Genomic DNA, 19,897 nt, shown 5'->3' with positions numbered 1-19,897 from the left:
CTCAAGCCCCCTTGGCCGCGGTACGGACCAGGACGAGGCCGCCGTTCGGACCGGGGACCGCACCCTTGATGAGGAGCAGACCCTTCTCCGCGTCCACCGCGTGGATGGTCAGGTTCTGGGTGGTGACGCGCTCGTTGCCCATACGACCAGCCATGCGCACGCCCTTGAAGACGCGCCCAGGGGTGGCGCAGCCACCGATCGAACCGGGGGAGCGGTGCTTGCGCTGCACACCGTGACCGGCGCCGAGGCCCCGGAAGTTGTGGCGCTTCATGACACCGGCGAAGCCCTTGCCCTTGCTCTTGCCCGTGACGTCAACCTTGACGCCGGACTCGAACACGGCCGCGGTGATCTCCTGGCCGAGCGTGTACTCGCTGGCGTCGGAGGTGCGGAGCTCCACCAGGTGGCGGCGGGGGGTGACGTCGGCCTTGGCGAAGTGGCCCTTGAGGGGCTTGTTCACCTTGCGCGGGTCGATCTCGCCGAAGGCGATCTGGACCGACTCGTAGCCGTCGGTGTCGTTCGTACGGACCTGGGTGACGACGCAGGGACCGGCCTTGACGACGGTGACCGGGACGACACGGTTGTTCTCGTCCCAGACCTGGGTCATGCCGAGCTTCTCGCCCAGGACGCCCTTGATCTGCTTTGCCATCTTCTCGACGCCTCTCAGAGCTTGATCTCGATGTCGACGCCGGCCGGAAGGTCCAGGCGCATCAGCGAGTCAACGGTCTTGGGCGTCGGGTCGAGGATGTCGATCAGGCGCTTGTGCGTGCGCATCTCGAAGTGCTCGCGCGAGTCCTTGTACTTGTGCGGCGACTTGATGACGCAGTACACGTTCTTCTCAGTGGGCAGCGGCACCGGGCCCGCGACCGACGCACCAGTGCGGGTCACCGTCTCGACGATCTTCTTCGCCGAGGAGTCGATGACCTCGTGGTCGTAGGCCTTGAGCCGGATGCGGATCTTCTGTCCCGCCATGGCTACTCCGTAGTCCTGTCTGTTGTGGAAACGCTCTAGCCCTCGGCCGGCCGTGGATCTCTCCACCGCTTCTCGCCGACCCCCGCGGTCGGGCGTGTCGCACTCCCTCCAAGAAAATTCCCATACGGAAATTCCCTTCTCAGGGGGTGCGGTCCCTGGACCGCGGTTCGGGGGAGAAACACCCACCGAGCGCCTGGCCGGCACCGTGCGAACGCTTCCCGAAAGATTCCCGTACGTCCGCCCCATTGCTGCCCCGAGAGGCAGATAAAGGCGACGAGTACCGTGGGACTCGCTTCCGGTCCTCCCGGCGGGAGGCGCGCAGCATCGACACTCAGCCGAGCAACCCGAGTAGTCTGCCATACAAGACACGTAGTGCGCCAATCGGGCCGAAGAGAATACCCCGCCACGCTGAGTGGTCAAACAGCGGCACGCGGGCCCGCTGCCCGGGCCCAGGCGGAGCCCCGCTGCGCGGAGCAGTCCCCTCCCCGCCCCTTCCCGAACTGGGACTCCGCCCCAGACCCCGCGCCTCAAACGCCGGCGAGGCTGAATTTTGCGCCGCTGCGCGGCACATCCAGCCCGCGCGGCGTTTGAGCGCACCGGGCGCGAAGCGCCCGGAACCGGGGCCGGGCGGAGCCCGCCACGCGGCGGAGCCGCATATCCGGCACAGCGGGAAGGGGCGGGGTGGGGAACCGGCTCCGCGCAGCGGATCACCAGCCGGACAGGCCGTCCGCCGCCCGGATCCCGTCCAGCTGCGCGTACAGCGCGTCGCCCGGGCACTCGGTGGCGAAGCCGTCGCGGTGGCCGGACACCGCCCGGAACGGATACGCCCGCCCGGCCGTGAAGGAGGCCCCGGCGAGGTTCCTCTGCGTGGCCCCCGCGGTCAGCATCGCGGTGCCGTCGAGGGTGCCCCCGTACTGGCCCAGCTTGTACGCGGCGACCCGGGCTACGGCGGCCAGCGCGGCCGCCGAGGCCCCGGCGGCGGTGTGGTCGCCGAGGACGGCGATGCCCGCCGATTCGGCGTTCCAGCCGTAGGTGTGCGCGCCGCGGACGGGCCGGTCGACGCCGCCCCGCCGGCCCTCGAAGACCGTGCCGCACCGGTCGACGAGGAAGTTGTAGCCGAGGTCGCGCCAGCCGTTGGTCCTCACGTGGAAGACGTGGATGCCCCGGATGATCGCCGCGGACTGCGAGCAGTCGTACGGCCGGGCGTCGGCGGTGTGGTGGACGAAGACGGCCTTGATGCGGCCGCCGGGCAGGTAGACCGGCCCCTCGTCGTTCAGGGATTCGTCGGCGCCCCAGGCGATCCGCGGGACCACGGCCGGGCGGGGCGCCGTCGAGGGCGGTCCGGGGGCCGCGGGCGCGGCGGGTGCCGGCGGGCGCGCGGGCGCGGGGCCGCCGTCCTGCGGCGGGGCCCCGGGGTCGCGCCCCGGGTCCACCAGGCTCACCTCCAGCCCGGCGGGCAGGGCCGCGGCCCCGCGGACGCGGACCTCGGCGCCGTCGGACGGGCCGACCCAGACTGGCTCCGTCGAGCCGCGGGCCCCGGGGCGCGGGCCGTCGAGGCCGGGCTCGACCGGCTCGAGGGCGGTCCAGGGCGACCAGCGGCCGGTCGCGGCGTCCCGGGTGCGGGCCTCGACGGTGCCGGTCAGCCCGGCCGAGGGGTCCGTCCACGAGACGCCCAGCAGGGCGAACGGCCGGGTCCGCTGCCGGGCGAGCCCCGCCTCGCCGCGGGCGCCGGGCGTCAGGGCCAGCCGGTACAGCGCGGCGTCGCCGCCGGCGGGTACGGCCCCCGCTCCGGCCGCGGCTCCCGGCGGGCCCCATAACGCCGAGGCGCCGAGCACGAGGGCCAGGGCCAGGGCCGTACCGCACACACGATTCGGTTTCACGTCCGTTTTCCCCACCTGTGGATGTCGGATGACATGACACCGGTGCAACGGCGGGAGCCGCAGACGGGTACGGGTCCGGATCGCTAGCGTCCGGGAGCCTTCTTCTCCTGCTCGGCCTTCTTCTTGTCCTGCTCCGCCTTCTGCTGCTTCGCCTGCTCGGCCTGCTCCTGCTCGGCCTTCTGCTTCTCGAGCTGCTGCTTCTCGATCTGCGCCCGCGAGCGGACCTGCGGCGGCGCCTTCATCCCGCAGACGGCCGGCCAGTCGTCGGCCACTATGCCGGCGCACCAGATGAAGTCCTGGATGGGGCCGGGCTTCCAGTCGTCCTTCTGGATGTCCTCGCAGTCCTTGCCCGGCGAGAAGCGCGGGCAGCCGCCGCCCGGCAGCTTGATCTTGTGGGCGCGGTACGCGTCGATGCCCATCGAGTCGGCGTCGGCCGAGGGCATGTACCGGTTGACCGACCAGGACGCGCCCATGGTCGCGAACAGGGCGAGCACGCACACCATGCCCGCGGCGAGCTGGCGGACCACACGCCGCGGCACGATCCGGGCCGCGCCCGCACCGGCCGCACCGCCGGCCGCGGCCGCCGCCGGGCGCAGCGTGCGCTCGATCCACCCGGTGCCCCGGTGCACCGCGGCCATCACGCCGAACACGGCCAGGATCATCAGGCAGTACATGATGATCCAGGTGGTCCGCGGGTAGAGCTGGATGGCCTTGTCATGGGCCATGTTCGAGGCGAACCAGAAGCGGGCGAGCCAGGCGCCGGCCAGCACGGCGGCGGCGGTGCGGACCATGACGCTGCGCAGGCCCAGCCCGAGGCCGAGGCCCACCCCGAACAGCAGGAGCAGGGTGAACCCGGTCTGCCCGGCCATCTCGCCGGCCACCGGCCAGGTCTGGTACGTCAGCGTGCCGGAGCGGTCCGAGACCCAGCCGAGGACGTACGCCGGGTCGGCGTAGACGGCGAGGAAGGCGTAGCGGTCGGGGTTGTCCGCGCCGAGGCGGACCATCTGGTACAGCAGCGGGGCGCTGACGACGGCGGTGGTCAGCAGGGTGGCGCCGAGGAACAGCCCCGCCTTGCGGGCCGCGCCGGCGCCGCGCCGCCACGGGAGGAGGAACAGGGCCAGCACGGCGGTGCCGGGCGCGGCCCAGATGTACCAGCCGGAGTACCAGAGGAACAGCACGCCGAAGACCACGCCCAGGCCTGCGCCGCGCCGCAGCAGCTGCCCCGTGGTGAGCCCCTCCGGCCGGCCCAGCCGGCGCAGCCAGTAGCCGAGCAGCGGCAGCAGCACGATCATGACAATGTGGCTGTACGGCCGGATCGGGTCGAGGAAGAGCACGGCCGCGGGGACGGCGATCAGCAGGGCCCAGAAGGGCCGCAGCAGCACCCGCCAGGCCAGGTACGCCATCGGTCCGGCCACGGCGGTGAAGAAGATCTGGAGGTCCTGCAGGGCCATGCCGGCGCCGCCGTGGGCCCGGCCGCCGTAGCGGATCTGCGCCCACAGGGCGGTCAGGGCCGGGAAGGCGGGCGGGTAGATGCCCGACATGCCCTTGCCGTGCAGGAACGAGTTGGCCATGTCGGTCAGGACGCCCGGGTCGCCGTCCTGCCCGCCGAGGGCCCAGGGCGTGTCGCGCAGGGCGACCGCGACACCGCCGGCGATCACGCCGGTGGCCAGGCCCGCCAGGGCGGCGCAGACCAGCCGCTTGACCATCGCGTGGCGCCGCGCCGATCCCCGGTGGGCGGTGTACAGCAGCAGCGCCAGCAGCGGGAGGCCGATGAGGGCCGCGTACTGCTGGAGCGAGGCCAAGCCGCTGACCTGGCCGAGGCGGACGAGCGGGTTGACGGCGATGGTGGCCGTGCACAGCCAGGTGTAGCCGAGGGCCACCGTCAGGCTGAGCACGATCTCGCCGAGGGCGAGGACGCGGGACCGGCGCCGCGACATCCACCCGCGGCGGTCCGGGGCGCCGGGCGCCGCGGCCGCTCCGGCCGCCGCGGCGGTGCGCAGGGCTCCGGGGCGGTCGTGCGCGGTACCGGGCTCTCCGACGACCTCGGGGGCCAGGTGTGTCATCTCAGTCCAATTCGGTCGCGGGTGGTACCGCGGGGCCGGCCGGCCCCGGCGGCCGCCGTCTTCGGGGGCTCCGGTCTCAGCCGTCGGCTCTCCGGCCCGCCGTGAAGGCGTGCCGGGTGAGCGTGCGCAGGCCCTCGCGGTGGCCGCGGCGCAGCGCCCCGGGGAGCATCGTGAGCGCGTGCAGGCGGGAGGCGCTGTGGAAGCGGGCGGCGCGGGCGGCCCTGGGCCAGCCGCGGGCGTCCATGCGGGCGGCCACCGCGGAGAAGTACCGCTCGGCCTCGGTGAAGCGGGTCCCGGAGAACGCCTGGACGGAGGACTCGCTGACCGCGTGCCGGCGGTAGCGGAACACGGTGGTCGTCTCGTCGATCACCATGCGCTCGCCGGCCTCGAGCAGGTCGACGACCAGCGCCAAGTCCTGGATCACCGAGTAGTCGTCGCGGAAGTTGACCTTGCGCAGGGCCTCGCCGCGCCAGCAGATCGACGGGAAGTACAGCCAGTTCCCGCGCAGCACGCTGGTGGCGAGCTCCTCGCCGCCCATCACGCGCCGGCCGTCGACCTTCGGGGCGTACAGGCGGCGCTTGGTCTGGTCGGCGAGCCCGTACGCGACGTTGCCGTCGCCGTCGATCACCTCGACGCCGGGCTGGACCATGCCGATGCCCGGGTTCTCGTCGATGATCTTCCGGACGGTCTCCAGGTAGTGCGGGTGCAGCAGGTCGTCGCAGCCCATGATGACGACGTGGTCGGCCTCGGAGAGGCTGACGCACTTCTGGAAGTTCTTCGTGATGCCGAGGTTCTGCTCGTTGCGCAGGTAGTGGACCCGGTCGTCGCCGAGCTCGGCGAACCAGCCCGGGACGTCCGGCTCCTTGCCGTCGTCGATGACGACGAGCCGGAAGTCCGGGTCGGTCTGGGCCAGGACGCTGCGTACGGCGTCCTGCATCAGCTGCACGTCCCCGTAGTAGGGGAGCATGAAGTCGAAGGTCACCACGGCGGCGTCAGGCCTTCACGGTCTCGGAGTCGGCGTTCGCCCCGGCGTCGGCGTCGGCGCCGGCGCCGGTGTCCGCGGAGGCCGGCGCGGCCGGGCGGGGCACGGCGGCGTGGCCGCCGAGGCGCTGCTCGTTGTGCCGGACGCCCTCGTTGAGGGCCACGGTGCGGGCGAGGTCGGTGAGCTTCTTCTCCAGGGAGCGGAAGCGCAGGAAGGTGTTGAGCGTCAGGAAGCCCATCGCCAGCACCATCACGTACAGCACGAGATCGGTGCCGCGGCCGACGCCGAGCCGGTGCGCGACCCAGGTGACGTCGGTCGGGCGGAGCACCGCGTACACGTTGACGACGACGAACACGGAGAACGCGATGCGCTTCCAGGCGCGGTTGCGGGCCTGGCCCCAGGTGCGTATGAACACCAGGGCCATCGACACCGAGCCGGCGATGAGCAGCAGCTGGATCCAGAAGTACTTCATCAGCGGCCACGCTCCCGCATGGTGATGTCGAAGACGATGTTGACGCCGTTGATCAGGGACTGGCCCTTGGCGCGCGAGTAGTCCGTGTAGAGGATGTCCACGGGAACCTCCGTGACGCGCAGGTCCGAGGCGGCCAGGTAGCCGACGATCTCGGACGCGTGCGCCATGCCGTTCATGGTGATGTCCAGCTGCTCGGCCGCCTTGCGGCCGAGGACGCGCAGGCCGTTGTGGGCATCGGTGAGCTTGAGCTTGCGGGCGGTGGGGCTCACCGCGGCGGCCGTGCGCAGCACGACCCGCTTGATCCACGGCACTTGGCCGTTCTGCTCGATGAAGCGGGAGCCGAGGACCACGTCGGCCTCGTCGGCGCGCAGCACGGCGACCATCTTCTCGACGTCGGCGGTCTGGTGCTGGCCGTCCGCGTCGAAGGTCGCGAAGTAGCGGGCGCCCGGCTGGGCGAGCGCGTACTTCAGGCCCGTCTGCAGGGCGGCACCCTGGCCGAGGTTGACCGGGTGGCGCACGAGGTGGGCGCCGGTGGTCGCGATGTGCTCGGCCGAGTCGTCGGTGCTGCCGTCGTCGACGACGACGATGTTCGGGAAGGTCTCGCGTGCTCCCTCGACGACCCCGGCGATCACCTGGCCCTCGTTATAGGCCGGTATGACCAGCCAGACATCGTCGTATTGGGACACGGTAGCTCCAGCGGAATGTGGCACGGCGTGCGTCGCGTGCGCAGTGTTCGGGGCGTCGTCGAGGGCCGGCATGGTAGTCACTCCCTGACCGCCCCGGCGACCGGCGGGCGTTCGGCGCCCTGGTGCCCGGCTCCCCCGGCGGCTCCCCCGGCAGCCCCGGGGAACCTCAGCCTCAGCACCGCCAGCATACCGAGCACGGTGGCCAGCGAGCCGAGGGCGTAGGCCAGGATGACGCGCAGAGCCACGTCACCCGGCGTGAAAGTGACGCCGATCAGGACGGCGGTGCCGACGGCCCAGCACATCAGCTGCAGGTTGTGCCGCTTGAATACCATCAGCGCCTGGCCGAGCACCATCGCGAACATGTACGCCACGGTGCCTGCGGACAAAAGGAAGAAGTCGAGGCAGCCCAGCACCGGCTTGGCCCCGAACAGGACTTCGATCAGCCACGGGCCGAGCGCGGTGGCGGGCACCCCGCCGGCCAGCCCGAGCAGCCCGACGACCACCCCGATCCGGCGCAGCATCGCCGAGAACGCGGCCCGGTCCCCGGCCGTGAACGCGGCGGTCAGCCCGCCCAGCAGCGAGGCCTGGAGCGAGCCGAAGACGAACAGCGGCACCCGCGCCAGCACCAGCGCGTTCAGCAGGGCCGCGATGAGCACGCTGTCGGCGGGGGCGAGCAGCTTGGTGCTCATCACCGCCGCGTTGACGACCACCTGCGACAGCAGCGTCGAGCAGATCAGCAGCCCGAGCCCGCCGGTCAGCTCCCGCCAGGCGATCCGCTCGCCGGGCTCCACGGCCCGCAGCAGCACCGGCAGCGTGGCGAGCATGGCGGCGACCGGGGCCAGGGCCAGCACCAGGCTGAACGCGAGCGCCGAGCGGAGCCCGAGCGCGGCGCAGCCGAAGGCGAGGAGGATGCGCAGCCCGCCGTCCAGGGCGAGTTGGAGCCCGTACGCGCCGAAGCGGCCGAGGCCGGCCAGGACCCCGCGGGTCAGGTAGCAGACGGCCATGCCGGTGAAGGCGCCGCCGAGCGCGGCGACCAGGCCGCGGTCGCCGTGGAAGAGCAGGTCGGCGAGGAACCGCGCGCCGAGGCCGAGGACGAGCAGGGTCGCGCCGAGCATCGCGGAGGTCAGCAGGGCGGCACGGCGCAGCACGGGGGCGGCGCCCTGGCCGAGGACCGCGCGGGCGGCGACGATCCGGGTGAGCTCCTGCTCGATGGGGAAGAACACGCCGATGCCGACCGACATGACGATCGTCCACAGGACGGAGACGTTGGCCATGGCGTCGGTGGACAGGCTGTGGCCGGCCACGCCCAGGTGCACGTAGGAGGCCGCGCCCAGCACGACGGTGCCGCCGGCCACCGCGACGGTGCCCGGCGGCAGCGCCGCGGTGGCCTTGTCCAGCAGGGACTTCATCCCGTGGCGCCGTTCCGTGCCGCACCGGCCAGCTGCGTGAAGACCGGCGCGGCCATCGCCTCGGCCAGCTGCTCGCGCCAGTCGGCCAGCGGGGCCAGGCCCGCTTCGGCCCACCGGTCGTGCGCGAGCACGCTGAACGCGGGGCGCACGGCCGGCCGGGGATACGCGGCGGAGGTCGTCGGCCGGATCCGCTCCGGGTCGAGCCCGCCCAGGCGGTAGCTCTCGCGGGCCAGCCCGAACCAGGTGGTCCGGCCGCTCGCGGTGCCGTGGTAGACCCCGCCCGGGGCCCGGCCCGCCAGCGCGGCCAGGCCCAGTTCGACGAGGCGGCGGGCCAGCGCGAACGACCAGGTGGGCTGGCCGTGCTGGTCGTCGACCACGTCGAGGGTCTCGCGCTGGGCGGCCAGCTTCAGCATGGTCGCCACGAAGTTGGGCCCGTGCTCGCCGTACAGCCAGGCGGTGCGCACGACGTACCCGTCCTGCGGCAGGAGTTCGGCCACGGCCTGCTCGCCGGCCAGCTTGCTGCGCCCGTACGCGTTGACGGGGCCGGTGGCGGCGTCCTCGCGGTACGGCTCGGCGGCGTCGCCGGGCAGCACGTAGTCGGTGGAGACGTGCAGCAGGCGCGCCCCGGCGGCGGCGCAGGCCGCGGCGAGGACGCGTACGCCGGTGCCGTTGACGGCGGTGGCGGACTCCTCGGCGCTCTCGGCGCCGTCCACGTCGGTCCAGGCGGCGCAGTTGACGACGACCGCGGCGCCCTCGACGGCGGCCCGTACGGCTGCCGGGTCGGTGATGTCGAGGTCCGCCCGGCCGAGGCCCGCGGCCTCGATCCCGGCGTCCTTCAGGGCGGCCAGGACGTCCTGGCCGAGCATGCCCGCGGCACCGGTGACGAGCCAGCGCCCTGCGGGAGGGGCGGGGTTCACGGCGTGTGCGGTCACTTCTGCAGCGCTGCCTTGTCCTTCAGCGGCTCCCACCAGGTGCGGTTCTCGCGGTACCAGGCGATGGTCTGCGCGATGCCGTCCTCGAAGCGCACCTGCGGGGTGTAGCCCAGCTCGTCGTTGATCTTGCTGATGTCGATGGAGTAGCGCAGGTCGTGGCCCTTGCGGTCCTCGACGTGCTCGACCATGTCCCAGTCCAGGCCCGCGGCCTCCAGCAGCACGCCGGTGAGCTCCTTGTTGGTGAGCTCGGTGCCGCCGCCGATGTTGTAGACCTCGCCGGCGCGGCCCTTGCGCATGGCCAGGTCGATGCCGCGGCAGTGGTCGGAGACGTGCAGCCAGTCGCGGACGTTGCCGCCGTTGCCGTACAGCGGGACCTTCCTGCCGTCCATCAGGTTGGTGACGAACAGCGGGATGACCTTCTCCGGGAACTGGTAGTGCCCGTAGTTGTTGGAGCAGCGGGTCACCACGACGTCCATGCCGTGGGTGCGCGCGTACGCCAGCGCCAGCAGGTCGGAGGAGGCCTTCGAGGCGGAGTACGGGGAGTTCGGCACCAGCGGCCACTCCTCGGTCCAGGAGCCCTCGTTGATGGAGCCGTACACCTCGTCGGTGGAGATGTGGACGAAGCGGCCGACGCCGTGCTTGCGGGCGGCGTCCAGCAGGACCTGCGTACCGACGACGTTGGTCATCACGAACGGGCCGGCGCCCGCGATCGAGCGGTCCACGTGGGACTCGGCGGCGAAGTGCACCACCACGTCGTGGCCCGGCATCACCTCGTCGACCGCGACCGGGTCGCAGATGTCGCCCTTGACGAACTTGTAACCCGCGTGTTCGGCGACCGGGTCGAGATTGGCCTCCACACCGGAGTAGGTCAGCTTGTCGAAGACCGTGATCTGGGCCGATGCATCCGCACCGAGCTGCTGGCGGACGAATTCTGAACCGATGAAGCCGGCGCCGCCGGTCACGAGGATGCGCATAGTACGGAGAGTCTAGTCGCTTGTACTACCACCCCACCGGCCCGGACCGCTTCCCTCCGCTTCCTCTCGCATAGGGTTGTGCCCATGCGTGGAATTCTCTTGGCCGGCGGCACCGGATCCCGACTCTGGCCGCTGACCCGGGCAGTCTCTAAGCAGCTGCTCCCCGTCTTCGACAAGCCGATGATCTACTACCCGCTGTCCACCCTGGTCATGGCCGGGATCAGCGAGGTCCTCGTCATCACCACCCCGGAGGACCGTGCGCAGTTCGAGCGGCTGCTCGGCGACGGCTCGCAGTTCGGGCTGCGGCTGGAGTACGCCGTCCAGGAGCGTCCCGAGGGCATCGCCCAGGCCTTCGTGCTCGGCGCCGACTTCATCGGCGACGAGTCCGTCGCGCTGATCCTCGGCGACAACATCTTCCACGGCAGCGGCCTCGGCACGCGCCTCGCCGAGCACACCGGAGCCAAGGGCGGGCGCGTCTTCGCGTACCCGGTCGCGGACCCGACGGCGTACGGCGTCGTCGAGTTCGACGAGAACGGCCAGGCCATCTCCATCGAGGAGAAGCCCGAGAAGCCCAAGTCCCGCTACGCGGTGCCCGGCCTGTACTTCTACGACAACCGCGTCGTGGAGATAGCCCGGGGGCTCGAGCCCAGCGCCCGCGGCGAACTGGAGATCACCGCCGTCAACGACGCCTACCTGCAGGCCGGCGAGCTGAACGTGACCATCCTCGACCGCGGCACCGCCTGGCTGGACACCGGCACCTTCGTCTCGATGGTCCAGGCCTCGGAGTTCGTCCGCGTCATCGAGGAGCGCCAGGGCTTCAAGATCGGCTGCATCGAGGAGGCCGCCTGGCGGGCGGGCCTGATCGACGACGCGCAGCTGCGCGAGCTGGCCGAACCGCTGCTGAAGAGCGGCTACGGGCAGTACCTGGTGAACCTGCTCGACGAGGAGGGCGGCCGGTGAAGTTCCGCGAACTCTCCCTCGAGGGCGTCTACGAGGTCACCCCGCAGCTGCACGGCGACCCGCGCGGCCTGTTCACCGAGTGGTACCGCTTCGACAGGCTGTCCGAGCTCGTCGGGCACCCGCTGAAGCTGGCCCAGGCCAACCTCTCGGTCTCCTCGCGCGGCGTGGTCCGCGGCATCCACTTCGCCGACGTGCCGCCCGGCCAGGCCAAGTACGTGACCTGCGTCCGCGGCGCCGTCCTCGACGTCATCGTGGACCTGCGGGTCGGCTCCCCGACCTTCGGCCGCTGGGAGGGCGTCCGCCTCGACGACGTGGACCGCCGCGCGGTCTACATCCCCGAGGGCATGGGCCACGGCTTCTGCGCGCTCACGGACGACGCCACGCTTTCGTACCTGTGCTCGGAGACGTACAACCCGACCGGCGAGCACGCGGTTCACCCGCTCGACCCCGATCTGGGCATCGACTGGCCGGCCGACGTCCCGCAGCTGTCGGCGCGCGACGAGGCCGCCCCGTCGCTGGCCGAGGCCATCGAGACGGGCCTGCTGCCGGACTACGCCGCCTGCGTGGAGTTCACCGAGTCGCTGCGCGTCAACTGACGCACCGCCTCTGCACGGCGCAAGGGCCGCACCCCGCCCGGGGTGCGGCCCTTCGGCGTTCCCCGGCGCGCGGCCGGGCCACATGCCGTGGGAACACCGGGGAACGCCGAAGGGCCCCGCCCCACCGCCGAAGCGATGGGCCGGGGCCCTCCAGTGCAACTCGGTGCCCGGTCAACGGGCTACCAGGTCAGAACACGAATTACTTCGTGATCTTGGTGACCTGGCCGGCGCCCACGGTGCGACCACCCTCACGGATGGCGAACTTCAGGCCCTCCTCCATGGCGACCGGCTGGATCAGCTGGACGGACATCTCGGTGTTGTCGCCCGGCATGACCATCTCGGTGCCCTGCGGCAGGGTCACAACGCCCGTCACGTCCGTGGTACGGAAGTAGAACTGCGGACGGTAGTTGTTGAAGAACGGCGTGTGGCGGCCACCCTCGTCCTTGGACAGGATGTAGGCCTGGGCCTCGAACTCGGTGTGCGGGGTGACCGAACCCGGCTTGATGATGACCTGGCCGCGCTCGACGTCCTCGCGCTTGATGCCGCGGAGCAGCAGACCGACGTTCTCACCGGCCTGGCCCTCGTCGAGCAGCTTGCGGAACATCTCGATGCCGGTGACCGTGGTGGTGGTCTTCTCGTTCTTGATGCCGATGATGTCAACGGTCTCGTTGACCTTCAGGACACCACGCTCGATACGACCGGTGACGACGGTGCCACGACCGGTGATCGTGAAGACGTCCTCGACGGGCATCAGGAACGGCTTCTCGGTGTCACGCGGCGGGGTCGGGATCGACTCGTCGACGGCCTTCATCAGGCCGAGGAGCTTGTCGCCCCACTCCTTGTCGCCCTCGAGGGCCTTCAGCGCGGAGACGCGGACGACCGGCAGGTCGTCGCCCGGGAACTCGTACTCGGAGAGCAGCTCACGGACCTCGAGCTCGACGAGCTCCAGGATCTCCTCGTCGTCCACCATGTCGGCCTTGTTCAGGGCGACGACGATGTACGGAACGCCGACCTGGCGGGCCAGGAGCACGTGCTCCTTGGTCTGCGGCATCGGGCCGTCGGTGGCGGCGACCACGAGGATGGCGCCGTCCATCTGCGCGGCACCCGTGATCATGTTCTTGATGTAGTCAGCGTGACCCGGGCAGTCGACGTGAGCGTAGTGACGCTCCTCCGTCTGGTACTCGACGTGCGCGATCGAGATGGTGATACCGCGCTGGCGCTCCTCGGGAGCCTTGTCGATCTGGTCGAAGGCCGAGGCCTCGTTCAGGTCCGGGTACGCGTCGTGCAGCACCTTGGTAATGGCGGCCGTGAGGGTCGTCTTACCGTGGTCAATGTGACCGATGGTGCCGATGTTGACGTGCGGCTTAGTCCGCTCGAACTTCGCCTTCGCCACGGGGGTCCTCCTGGAGAGTGGTTCTGTACGCCTTACTCATCGGCGCCAGGTGATCTTTGCTGGAAAGCCGGCCCCCGGGGCAACAGGTTTTTTGCATTGTGCCTGTTGCCCCAGAGGTTCCGGTGACAAGCCTAAAGCGTGTACTCGGGAGAGTTACTCGCCCTTGGCCTTCGCGATGATCTCCTCGGCGACGTTCCGCGGAACCTCGGCGTAGGAGTCGAACTGCATCGAGTAGCTGGCGCGACCCGAGGTCTTGCTGCGGAGGTCTCCGACGTAGCCGAACATCTCCGAAAGCGGCACGAGGCCCTTCACGACGCGGGCGCCGTGACGCTCCTCCATGGCCTGGATCTGGCCACGGCGGGAGTTGATGTCGCCGATGACGTCACCCATGTAGTCCTCGGGCGTGGTGACCTCGACGGCCATCATCGGCTCGAGCAGGACGGGGGACGCCTTGCGCGCGGCCTCCTTGAAGGCCTGCGAACCGGCGATCTTGAACGCGAGCTCGGAGGAGTCGACCTCGTGGAAGGCACCGTCGAGAAGCGTGACGCGGACGCCCGTCATCTCGTAGCCGGCCAGGATGCCGAACTGCATGGCCTCCTGCGCACCGGCGTCGACCGAAGGGATGTACTCCTTCGGCACGCGGCCACCGGTGACCTTGTTCACGAACTCGTACGCCGGACCGTCGGTCTCGGTGATCGGCTCGATCGCGATCTGCACCTTGGCGAACTGACCGGTACCACCGGTCTGCTTCTTGTGCGTGTAGTCGTGGCGCTCGACCGACTTGCGGATGGTCTCGCGGTACGCGACCTGCGGCTTGCCGACGTTGGCCTCGACCTTGAACTCGCGCTTCATACGGTCGACCAGCACCTCGAGGTGCAGCTCGCCCATACCGCCGAGGATGGTCTGGCCCGTCTCCTCGTCCGAGTGAACGTGGAAGGAGGGGTCCTCCTCCGCGAGACGCTGGATGGCGACACCCAGCTTCTCCTGGTCACCCTTGGACTTGGGCTCGATCGCGACCTGGATGACCGGCGCCGGGAAGTCCATGGACTCCAGGATGACCGGCTGCTTCTCGTCGCACAGCGTCTCACCGGTGGTGGTCTGCTTCAGGCCCATGACGGCGACGATGTCGCCGGCGCCCACCGAGTCGATCTCCTCACGCTTGTTCGCGTGCATGCGGTAGATCTTGCCGATGCGCTCCTTCTTGCCCTTGACGGAGTTCTGCACCGCAGTGCCGGCCTCCAGGCGGCCCGAGTAAACCCGGACGAAGGTGAGCTTGCCGAGGTGCGGGTCGCTCATGATCTTGAACGCGAGCGCGGCGAGGGGCTCCTCGTCCGACGGCTTGCGGCGCACGACGACCTCGGCGTCACGGACGTCGTGGCCCTCGATGGCCTCGATGTCCAGCGGCGACGGCAGGTAGCGCACGACGGCGTCGAGCAGGGGCTGGACGCCCTTGTTCTTGAACGCCGTACCGCAGAACACCGCGGTGATCGTGGGCTCGCCCTTGCCCTTGCCGGAGCCCAGGATGATGCGGCGCACGGCGGCGTGCAGCTGCTCCTCGGACGGCTCCTCGCCGTTGAGGAAGAGCTCCATGATCTCGTCGTCGTTCTCGGCGACGGCCTCGACCAGCTTGCCGCGCCACTCTTCGGCGATCTCGGTGTGCGTGTCGGGGATGTCGACGACGTCGTACATCTCACCCTTGGTGGCCTCGGCGGACCACACGAGGGCCTTCATGCGGACGAGGTCGACGACGCCCTTGAAGTCCGCCTCGGCACCGATCGGCAGCTGCATGACGATCGGAACCGCACCGAGGCGGTCCTTGATCATGTCGACGCAGCGCATGAACTCGGCGCCGGTACGGTCGAGCTTGTTGACGAAGCAGATGCGCGGAACGCCGTAGCGGTCCGCCTGACGCCAAACGGTCTCGGACTGCGGCTCCACACCGGCGACACCGTCGAACACGGTGACGGCACCGTCGAGGACGCGGAGCGAACGCTCCACCTCGACCGTGAAGTCAACGTGACCCGGGGTGTCGATGATGTTGATGGTGTGGTCGACGTCCTCGAGCGGCCAGTGGCAGGTCGTCGCGGCGGACGTGATCGTGATGCCGCGCTCCTGCTCCTGCTCCATCCAGTCCATCGTGGCAGCGCCGTCGTGGACCTCACCGATCTTGTAAGACACACCGGTGTAGAACAGGATGCGCTCGGTGGTGGTCGTCTTGCCCGCGTCGATGTGGGCCATGATGCCGATGTTGCGCACCTTGGCCAGGTCAAGCGAAGTGGTAGCCATAAGGCTTCAGTCTTCTCTCGGTCTCGATGTGGGTTGCGACTACCAGCGGTAGTGCGCGAAGGCCTTGTTGGACTCGGCCATCTTGTGCGTGTCCTCACGCTTCTTGACGGCCGCACCGAGGCCGTTCGAGGCGTCGAGGAGCTCGTTCATCAGGCGCTCGGTCATGGTCTTCTCGCGGCGGGCGCGGGAGTAACCCACGAGCCAGCGGAGGGCCAGGGTCGACTGGCGACCCGGCTTGACCTCGACGGGAACCTGGTAGGTCGCGCCACCGACGCGGCGGGACTTGACCTCGAGGGACGGCTTGACGTTCTCGAGCGCGCGCTTCAGCGTGATGACCGGGTCGTTGCCCGTCTTCTCGCGGAGGCCTTCCATGGCGCCGTAGACGATGCGCTCGGCGGTGGAGCGCTTGCCGTTCAGCAGGATCTTGTTGATCAGCGAGGTGACAAGAGGAGACTGGTAGACCGGGTCGATGATGACCGGGCGCTTCGGGGCGGGGCCCTTACGAGGCATTCTTACTTCTCCTTCTTGGCGCCGTAGCGGCTGCGGGCCTGCTTGCGGTTCTTGACAGCCTGGGTGTCAAGCGCACCGCGGATGATCTTGTAACGAACACCCGGCAGGTCCTTCACACGGCCACCACGCACGAGCACGATCGAGTGCTCCTGCAGGTTGTGTCCCTCACCCGGAATGTAAGCGGTGACCTCGATGCCGGAGGTCAGACGCACACGCGCGACCTTGCGGAGCGCCGAGTTCGGCTTCTTCGGGGTGGTCGTGAACACACGCGTGCAGACGCCACGGCGCTGGGGCGAAGCCTCGAGCGCGGGCGTCTTCGTCTTCTCGACCTTGTCCTGCCGGCCCTTACGGACCAGCTGCTGGATCGTAGGCACTACTTCTCCGGTTTCTGTGTGCCGTGTAGTGAAGCTAACCTGGAACATTTCCCCGACCCACGCGGTCGGGTGTGTCGGATCCGGCAGGCCTCCGCGCAGGCGCGGAAATGCTCGCGTGGATCTCGGTGGCCGGTGCGGCTCGCGTGCGGTTGATGGACACGCACGGGAGCCCAGGCACACCCCAGGCACAAGGTCTGAGCGTACCCACCGCATCCACTCCGGTCAAAACAAAGGCCCTCCGGCCGCGGCTGCGACATCCCCGCCGGTCATGTGCCGCTTGGGTCGAGGCCTCCCGGAGGCCCCCGGCGCCCGGATGTGGTATGGGCCTGCCGGCGGCCGCTCCCGGAAACGGAGGGCCCCGTGACAACTAAACTGCGTCAGCGATCCGGCCCCAAGGGGCCGATCGGCACGAGCGGCGCGGGGCGGCACGAGTACGCGCCCGCCGCACGACACGAGCACCAGGGAGCGGGACATTGCGGACGGTCACCTCGGAGACGACGGCCGCGGACCGCCCGGTCCGCCCGTCGCCGGACCGCCGGGACCCCCGGCGCCCCCGCCTCGCCCGCCTGTACGCCCCGCTGCTGGCCTTCCTCCTCACCGCCGGCGCCTTCTGCGCCTCCTGGGCGGCCCGCGGCACCTTCCCCTTCGGCAACACGGGCCGGGCCATCAACGACCAGGCCAACCAGTACGTGCCCTTCCACCGGGCGCTGTGGGACCTGGTCCACGGACAGGCCGCCGGCGACGTGCTCTTCAGCTGGCGCTCCGGCTTCGGCCAGCAGTTCCTCTCGGACTACTACACCTACCTCGGCAATCCGTTCTCCTGGCTGGCCGTCCTCGTCCCGCGGGCCCACGTCGACCTCGCCGTCTTCGCCGTCACCCCGGTCACCATGGGCACCGCCGCCGCCGTGATGGCCGTCTACCTCGGCAAGCTGCACCCCGGGCCCTGGTGGCAGCGCGGGGTCCTCGGCGCCTGCTACGGGCTGTGCGGCTGGGCGCTGAGCGACGCCTCGTACATCCCCATGTGGCTGTGGGGGCTGGTCGCCTTCCCGCTGCTCGGCATCGCCGTCGAGTGGTGCCTGGAGGAACGCCGCTGGCCGGGCGTCGCCCTGTTCGTCGCGCTCGCCTGGTTCGGCAACTTCTACACCGCGATGATGGCCACGATGGCCGCCTGCGTGCTGCTCGCCGTCCGCCTGGGCACGGTGGGTCTCACCGGCCGGCAGCGCCTCGGCGCCCTGTGGCGGGCCGCCACGGGCACCGGAACCGGCATCCTCCTCACCCTGCCGCTGCTGCTGCCCTCGTTCCTGTCCAGCGGGGCCGCCCAGCCGACGCAGGCCGGCGCCTTCGAGCCGGTGCGCACCGAGATCTTCTTCGCGGGGATGCTCCCGGCCACCCACCTGTGGGGCGGCCGGCCGCGCCTGTACGTGGCCTCGCTGGGCCTCATCCTGGCCGGCTCCTTCCTGCTGAACACGGGCATCGCCCGCCGGACCCGCCTGGTGTGGGCCGCGGCGACCGTGCTGGTGGCCGCCTCGTTCCAGTTCCCGCCCACCCAGTACCTGTGGCACGGGCTGGCGGTGCCCAACGGCAATCCGTACCGCGAGGCCTTCGTCTTCAGCGGGATGGTGGTCGTCCTCGCCTGGCTGTCCCTGGCGAACCGGCCGCGCCCCCTGCACCTCGCACTGATGGCCGGCCTGCTGGTCGCCGCCACCTTCGTGCTGCGGCACACCAACGACTTCGGCGGCTGGACCTGGCCCGCGGTGCTGGGCGGCGGAGCCGTCTCGCTGCTGGCCCTGGTGCTGCTCTCGCTGGGCGAGAAGCGGCGGTACCTGATCCCCCTCGCAGCCGCCCTGATGGTCGGGGTGGTCTTCGCCGAGTCCACCGTGGCCGCGGTGAACGCCGACGCCCGGCGCGCGCGCGAGCGGTGGGCCAAGCCGGTCCCCACCTCCAACCGCTCGATCACCGCGCACGGGGAGGCCGTCCGGGGGGTCGACGGCTGGCCGGCCTACCGGACCGACTCGGGCGCGCCGCAGACCGCGTACAACGACGCCCTCGCCCTCGGCGCGCAGGGGCCGCAGTACTACAGCAGCTACCTCCCGGAGGCCACCTACCAGGCCCTGGAGCCCCTCGGATACGGCTTCAAGAACGACGGCCGGACCTTCTTCGGCGCCGACAACCCGGTGCTCGACGCGGTCTTCTCGATCGGTGCCCGGGTCCACCCGGGCCCGGCGAAGGACACCTGGACCGCCACCCGCTTCCCCGCTCCCCCGCTGGTGACGGTCCGCAGCTCCGCCTTCACCTCCCCGAACCCGGCGGACAGCGTCTACGCCCGCCAGGAGAACGTCCTCGGCGCCGCCGTGTACCGGGTCCCGCAGACGGTCCGCGGCGGCACGGCCACGGAGCAGACGTACACCGCGCAGTGCACGCCCGGCTCGGAGGCGTACTGGTTCTCCCCCGCCCTGTACGGAACCCTCGCCTCCGGCGGCACGGAGCGGCCCCTGGAGGACCGGATGACCGGCGTGCTGAAGCTGGGCCCGGTCCCGGCGGACGGCACGGTCGCCGTCACCGTGAAGACCCGGACCCAGGACGCCACGGCCGGCGAGCACCCCATCGGGTGCCTGGACCGTGCCGCGCTCGACGCGCGGATCCGTGCCCTCACCGAGACCGGCGCCACCGAGGTCCGGCCCGGCGGCCACGGCATCGAGGCGACGCTGCCGGACTCGGCCGCGGGCACCGCCGTCCTCGCCACGACCGACATCCCGGGCTGGCAGTGCACCGTCGACGGCAGGCCGACCGCCCCGGCCTCCTTCCACGGTCTGCTGTCTCTCCCGCTGGCCCCCGGCGCCCGGCACCTCGCCTGCACCTTCACCCCCAAGGGCCTCGTCCCGGGCCTGGCAGGCCCGGCCCTGGCCCTCCTGACCCTGGCCGCGGCAACCCTCCTCCCCCACCTCCGCCGCCGACGCCGCCGGACCGCCTGACAGAGCCCGACGCCGCCGCGTACCGACACTCCTGTTGCCCGGGTTCCGGACGCTCCGCGCCCGGTGCGCTCAAACGCCGCGCGGGCTGAGTCCGCCGACCCCGCCGACGTCCACCTTCGAAGCCGGGAGTCGGCGCAACCCGGTCCCGCTGGCCTTCGAAGCCAGGCTCTGGGCATTCCAGCCCCGCCGGCGTTTGAGGCGCGGGGTCTGGGTCAGTGCCTCAGCAACCCAGCCGCCACCCTCGAAGCCGAGGGTCGCCCATCCAGCCCGCTGGCCTTCGAAGCCGGGGTCTGGGTATTCCAGCCCCGCCGGCGTTTGAGGCGCGCGGTCTGGGGCGGAGCCCCAGCCAACCCGGCCGCCGGCCCTCGAAGCCGAGGGTCGGCAAAATCCAGCCTCGCCGGCGTTTGAGGCGCGGGTCCGGGCGGAGCCCGGTGCCCGG

General features: G+C 70.9%; 17 protein-coding genes. 3 read left to right on the top strand and 14 right to left on the bottom strand.

From position 1 onward, the window contains the following. Position 1: 1 nt before the first annotated feature. The 10 genes from rplC to rfbB form a co-directional block, all read right to left on the bottom strand. A complete protein-coding gene (rplC, locus tag ABZ924_RS24565) occupies positions 2-646 on the bottom strand; it encodes a 50S ribosomal protein L3 (RefSeq protein ID WP_361913639.1) in 645 nt (214 codons plus the stop codon). A 14-nt stretch (positions 647-660) separates the two neighbouring features. After that, positions 661-969: a 30S ribosomal protein S10 gene (gene rpsJ / locus ABZ924_RS24560; protein ID WP_003948644.1), complete on the bottom strand. Its 309-nt coding sequence runs from the start codon at positions 967-969 to the stop codon at positions 661-663. A gap of 707 nt (positions 970-1,676) precedes the next feature. Continuing rightward, positions 1,677-2,849, bottom strand: coding sequence for an N-acetylmuramoyl-L-alanine amidase (locus ABZ924_RS24555; protein WP_361913636.1), 1,173 nt, complete (start codon positions 2,847-2,849; stop codon positions 1,677-1,679). A gap of 83 nt (positions 2,850-2,932) precedes the next feature. Continuing rightward, positions 2,933-4,912, bottom strand: coding sequence for a hypothetical protein (locus tag ABZ924_RS24550; RefSeq protein WP_361913633.1), 1,980 nt, complete (start codon positions 4,910-4,912; stop codon positions 2,933-2,935). Between the two features lie 76 nt (positions 4,913-4,988). Then, positions 4,989-5,894: a glycosyltransferase gene (locus tag ABZ924_RS24545; RefSeq protein ID WP_361913630.1), complete on the bottom strand. Its 906-nt coding sequence runs from the start codon at positions 5,892-5,894 to the stop codon at positions 4,989-4,991. 10 nt (positions 5,895-5,904) lie between these two features. After that, entirely contained in the window at positions 5,905-6,366 is a 462-nt protein-coding gene (locus ABZ924_RS24540) for a DUF2304 domain-containing protein (RefSeq protein WP_361913627.1), read from the bottom strand. Next, a complete protein-coding gene (locus tag ABZ924_RS24535; RefSeq protein WP_361913624.1) occupies positions 6,366-7,052 on the bottom strand; it encodes a glycosyltransferase family 2 protein in 687 nt (228 codons plus the stop codon). Before ABZ924_RS24535 ends, ABZ924_RS24540 begins: the two co-directional genes overlap by 1 nt. Positions 7,053-7,129: 77 nt before the next feature. After that, positions 7,130-8,461 carry a hypothetical protein gene (locus ABZ924_RS24530; protein ID WP_361913622.1) on the bottom strand — a complete coding sequence of 444 codons (1,332 nt, stop codon included), beginning with the start codon at positions 8,459-8,461 and terminating at the stop codon, positions 7,130-7,132. Next, positions 8,458-9,393 (bottom strand): dTDP-4-dehydrorhamnose reductase, encoded by a 936-nt coding sequence (rfbD, locus tag ABZ924_RS24525; RefSeq protein ID WP_361913619.1) that lies wholly within the window; start codon positions 9,391-9,393, stop codon positions 8,458-8,460. Before rfbD ends, ABZ924_RS24530 begins: the two co-directional genes overlap by 4 nt. Continuing rightward, positions 9,390-10,367 carry a dTDP-glucose 4,6-dehydratase gene (rfbB, locus tag ABZ924_RS24520; protein ID WP_361913616.1) on the bottom strand — a complete coding sequence of 326 codons (978 nt, stop codon included), beginning with the start codon at positions 10,365-10,367 and terminating at the stop codon, positions 9,390-9,392. Before rfbB ends, rfbD begins: the two co-directional genes overlap by 4 nt. An 84-nt stretch (positions 10,368-10,451) precedes the next feature. On the opposite strand from rfbB, the gene rfbA reads away from it, so the two are divergent. Next, positions 10,452-11,327, top strand: a complete 876-nt coding sequence (rfbA, locus tag ABZ924_RS24515; RefSeq protein WP_361913613.1) for a glucose-1-phosphate thymidylyltransferase RfbA — start codon at positions 10,452-10,454, stop codon at positions 11,325-11,327. Next, positions 11,324-11,923 carry a dTDP-4-dehydrorhamnose 3,5-epimerase gene (gene rfbC / locus ABZ924_RS24510; protein WP_361913610.1) on the top strand — a complete coding sequence of 200 codons (600 nt, stop codon included), beginning with the start codon at positions 11,324-11,326 and terminating at the stop codon, positions 11,921-11,923. The genes rfbA and rfbC overlap by 4 nt, the downstream gene beginning before the upstream one ends. Before the next feature lie 199 nt (positions 11,924-12,122). Here rfbC and tuf read toward each other — a convergent pair whose 3' ends face one another. From tuf to rpsL, 4 genes are all read right to left on the bottom strand, one after another. After that, entirely contained in the window at positions 12,123-13,316 is a 1,194-nt protein-coding gene (gene tuf, locus ABZ924_RS24505; RefSeq protein WP_361913607.1) for an elongation factor Tu, read from the bottom strand. Between the two features lie 153 nt (positions 13,317-13,469). After that, complete coding sequence (gene fusA / locus ABZ924_RS24500) at positions 13,470-15,602, bottom strand: elongation factor G (protein ID WP_361913604.1); 2,133 nt, start codon at positions 15,600-15,602, stop codon at positions 13,470-13,472. A 39-nt stretch (positions 15,603-15,641) separates the two neighbouring features. Next, positions 15,642-16,112 carry a 30S ribosomal protein S7 gene (gene rpsG, locus ABZ924_RS24495; protein ID WP_114053724.1) on the bottom strand — a complete coding sequence of 157 codons (471 nt, stop codon included), beginning with the start codon at positions 16,110-16,112 and terminating at the stop codon, positions 15,642-15,644. Positions 16,113-16,114: 2 nt separating this feature from the next. Next, on the bottom strand, positions 16,115-16,486 hold the full coding sequence (gene rpsL / locus ABZ924_RS24490) for a 30S ribosomal protein S12 (protein WP_007265893.1): 372 nt from the start codon (positions 16,484-16,486) through the stop codon (positions 16,115-16,117). Positions 16,487-16,959: 473 nt separating this feature from the next. Between rpsL and ABZ924_RS24485 the strand changes: the two genes are divergently transcribed. Beyond that, entirely contained in the window at positions 16,960-19,458 is a 2,499-nt protein-coding gene (locus ABZ924_RS24485; RefSeq protein WP_361913600.1) for a YfhO family protein, read from the top strand. Positions 19,459-19,897 lie beyond the last annotated feature (439 nt).

It is taken from the genome of Streptomyces sp. NPDC046876, assembly GCF_040645035.1.
Lineage (GTDB): Bacteria > Actinomycetota > Actinomycetes > Streptomycetales > Streptomycetaceae > Streptomyces.
This window is presented reverse-complemented; position numbering and strand designations above follow the sequence as displayed.